The following is a 3754-nucleotide window of genomic DNA, read 5'->3' as shown; positions in this document are numbered from 1 at the left end:
TACCAAATCTTATAGCATAAGCAGTCATTTGATACAAATCATTCTGCGAAATTCCTTTTTTTGAATCATTTTCTGCTGCATAAACCATTTTATATTTGGTATCTGCTATAAATTTATTACTAAGAGTTTCTAAAAGTAAATCAGGACGCAAATTAAACTTCTGTTCTGTGTCTAAAAATTTATCTTTTACTTGCCCAAAAGGTTTGACTCCATCTATTTCTCTATCTATAAAACCAAAAATAAAATCTTCAAAAACATATTCCATTGGTAATAAGAAGGCGAACAGCTTTAATGAGTTTTTATAGTTGAAGGAAACACTATTTTCTAAAAATAATACACAATAATCTCTAACCGTTTCAAAACTAGAAAACATTGGATTAAATAAAATTCTTTTGCATTCATCAGCTCCAATTGAAACGTCGCTGACTTCATCTAATAAGAATAATATATCGTTTAAATTGCGTTTGTTCTGATTGTCTTTAGATGCTGTAAGTAATAGTTTCGTTACTTGTTTTATACACTGATTGAAGTTATTATCCATCTCAAAAGAATCATATGCGCAACTTACTTTATGATTTCTACCTCTTGAAAGATTATTTGTAATATATTTATTGAAATCAATTCTACCTTTTACAAATGAAAGTTCATTTTCAATCTCAATATATTTTTGATAAATAGATGAGTTTAGAAGTTCTTTAGTGTATTTGCCAAAAAGATAAATTAATATTTCGAAAAAGTCAGCTTGCTCATTATTTAATCCGGTTTGGTAATTAGGAAATTTTAGTTTTCTGCAGTAGCTTAACCACCATAATACATGACTATTTATCACTTTCACATCATCTTCTAAAACTTCTTTTGAAGAATCGTAAAAGATTTTAGGTAAAAGATTTATAGTTTGATTTTCAAAATGAATAACACCAACGTATTTATTAGATTTTAATTGATTTGTTTTGTGCAAAAACTGTAAAAAATGCTGAACTTCTTCACGATTCTCATCTTCATTATAATAGCTTGATTTCTCTCTTTTATTCCAAATATCATCTAGGAACATTTCTAAATTTTCGAAATGTTCCTCAGGAAGAGATACTTTATTTTGATATTCAAAGAGATTAATCATTTATACTTTGTTTAATTTCATTGGCCAGGAATTTTCATCAACTAAATATCCGTCAATGGTAATTATTTCTTTTACTTGTGTTTCGTCATTCATAAAATATTCTAGTAAAAGCGGAATTACTTTTCTATTCATAATCTCAAGTAAATTATCATTTTCCATAAAATAAGCATGACCAATTTGAAAATCGGGTCCTTTTATTTTTTTTATTTTTTCATTCATTTTTTGCAGAATATCGGGAAAATAAATTGAATCCTTGAAACCTTCGTATAAGGGATACATTGGTACAAATTCAAATCGTCTTCTCAGTGCAATATCCAACAAAGTAATAGATTTATCTGCTGTATTCATTGTGCCGATAATGTGTAGGTTTGATGGTACGATGAAAGTATCTCCCGACGGTAAAGTAACTCTCATAGGGATTTTTCCATGCGAGCGTTTATCTTCTTCAATCAATGTTATTAACTCGCCAAAAACTCTTGAAATGTTGGCGCGATTAATTTCGTCTATGATTATTACATATTTTTTAACTGAATCTTTAGATATATTTCTAAGTTCATTTAAAGTTATCTGTGACAAAATTTCTTTTTTTCTTTCTTCAGTAATATCGAGATAGTCTGTGTCCTGATAATCTTCTTCATCCTGAATTCTTTTTTTGTTTTCATCATAAAAAATAATGAACTCTCTTAACATGGTATAATATGCTGAAGCATCACAACCTCCAATAGCAGCTCTTACATCCTCATTTATATTCTGTATTTGATTTATATCAGGTATCTTACTATATAATTTCAAAAGTCGATTTGATGATACCAAAACTGGTTTTGAACCATTTTCATATTTAAAAACAATATTTTTATTTTTATTTAATTGAATGATATTGATTTTTTTATTTTTTTTAGTTGCAAACTCTTGACCAACTGACAGTTGATTAAAAAAATCTAAATATGCTTCTGTAGGATCTACAAATAACTCATTTGATGTAGTTTTTAATTTTTGATTTTCTATGTAATATTCAAAAAGTGCTCGGTCTGCAATTCGCTTAAAAATACCATCTTTTTTCTCAAAGCTTAGTTCTTTTTCGTTTTCGATATCCGGTCTTATTCCTTGAATGAAATCTTCATAAGTGTAATTTTGATGAAAGGTGATAAATTCAATTTGATTATTTAAGTTGGTATTAAACTCCTCTAAAGCATCTTCGTAGGAAATATTTTCATTTCCGGAAATTATTTTTGCAGCTTCAAGAATAGTATTATATGTTTTTCCTGTTCCTGGTGGACCATATAGAATTTGGTTTAACGAACTTTTATAGTTATTATTCATAATAGAAGATGTTGCAGAATTGTTATTTGTAGGTATTGTGATTATATCTGGTTCTGATATTATTGGAGTTAAATTATCTTGTACAGGATACGCCCATCCTTTATATGTTGCAAAAGAGGTGGCTGGTATTGATTGAATTTTTTCGAATTTTCGAGTAAGAAATACAATCTTTGCAGACTTATTGTCATCATTGTACTTAATGAAATCATTTTCGTATCCATCTATTTTTTTAAATATAGAAGGCCAGTTCTTTTCCTTTAATTGGATATCATTTTCTACAAAATCAATAATTTCAGCTACATATTGTACATTGCCATGAACGGAATAAAATAACTTAAAATATCCGCCATCATTAATTTTGCTTCGTAACATCTTCAATGTGTTATTTGTCCCTGTTGGTCTTTTAGAATTCCATAAAATAGTACAATCACTTCCCTGCATATTATTTATAGCATTATCTTTCCATGGAGTATTATCAGAAGCCATTAATCCAATGATATCATCCAGCCATTCTTTTCTGATAAAATAAATAATGCAAGAAAGTAAATAAGTATAGTTTTTACTATTACTTACCGTAATTTGATAAGAAGAAAAATATTCTTCTAAATTTTTTATGAAGTTATGTGGATTATATTCTTTTTTAAATAATGTTTGTGAAATCATTGCTCTATGGTTTTCACTTAAAATTGTAGCGTTATTTGTTGGATTAAGAAGATAATTTATTGCATTTCGAATAGAACCAACAGGGACCGCATCTGTATTAAATTTGAAGATTATTAATTTTTCAATCCAATGATTCATTCTTACATAAGCCACGGCTAAAGTTCTATTATCATCATACTGATTGAAATAATCTTTGCTTTTTGCTTTGCTATCACAATATGAAACAATTTCAAATAATAAGTTAAGTATTTCATTGATGGTTTGCCTTTTAGTAGCTAGTTTTTGCAAACCATCATAATCAGCAGCTAATTTTTCTAAATCGGATTTGTCTTCATTATTTATGGATAGATTCAGCCATTTTTGTAATGCATCTTGACCTTTTTGAAAAAAGAAATCTTGAGTATTAATTATTCTGTCAGTAAATTGATTTGTTAAATATTGTTCGATTTTATCTTTTATCATTCTTAATTTTCTGATATTTATAATTAAGCAAAATTTGATTTAGCATATAATATTCTCCAAAGTTTTCTGCTTAATCTAATTTTTGAGAGCAACGATTGTACTTATCCTTATTTAAAAAACAAATATCAATATTTAGTAATTATTATTTTTACGGAAAACCATAACAAACATTGCTTTTTTAGGCAAGTATAC

2 protein-coding genes are annotated in these 3754 nt (G+C 27.4%); both read right to left on the bottom strand.

Annotation, left to right across the window (positions count from 1 at the left end; genetic code table 11):
- Positions 1–1117 (bottom strand): McrC family protein (locus FLACOL7796_RS24510; protein ID WP_173973385.1); only part of this gene is annotated, 1117 nt, incomplete at its 3' end.
- On the bottom strand, positions 1118–3562 hold the full coding sequence (locus tag FLACOL7796_RS24505; RefSeq protein WP_173973384.1) for an McrB family protein: 2445 nt from the start codon (positions 3560–3562) through the stop codon (positions 1118–1120). It lies immediately after the preceding gene.
- Positions 3563–3754: the final 192 nt, after the last annotated feature.

Source organism: Flavobacterium bizetiae (assembly GCF_902804475.1).
Classification (GTDB): domain Bacteria; phylum Bacteroidota; class Bacteroidia; order Flavobacteriales; family Flavobacteriaceae; genus Flavobacterium; species Flavobacterium bizetiae.
The sequence above is the reverse complement of the archived record's forward strand: the minus strand, read 5'-3'. Positions and strand labels throughout refer to the sequence as shown.

What these genes read in the sequence shown, in the direction of transcription:
- FLACOL7796_RS24505 (WP_173973384.1), bottom strand. Translation starts at nt 3,562, where the DNA reads ATGATAAAAGATAAAATCGAACAATATTTAACAAATCAATTTACTGAC.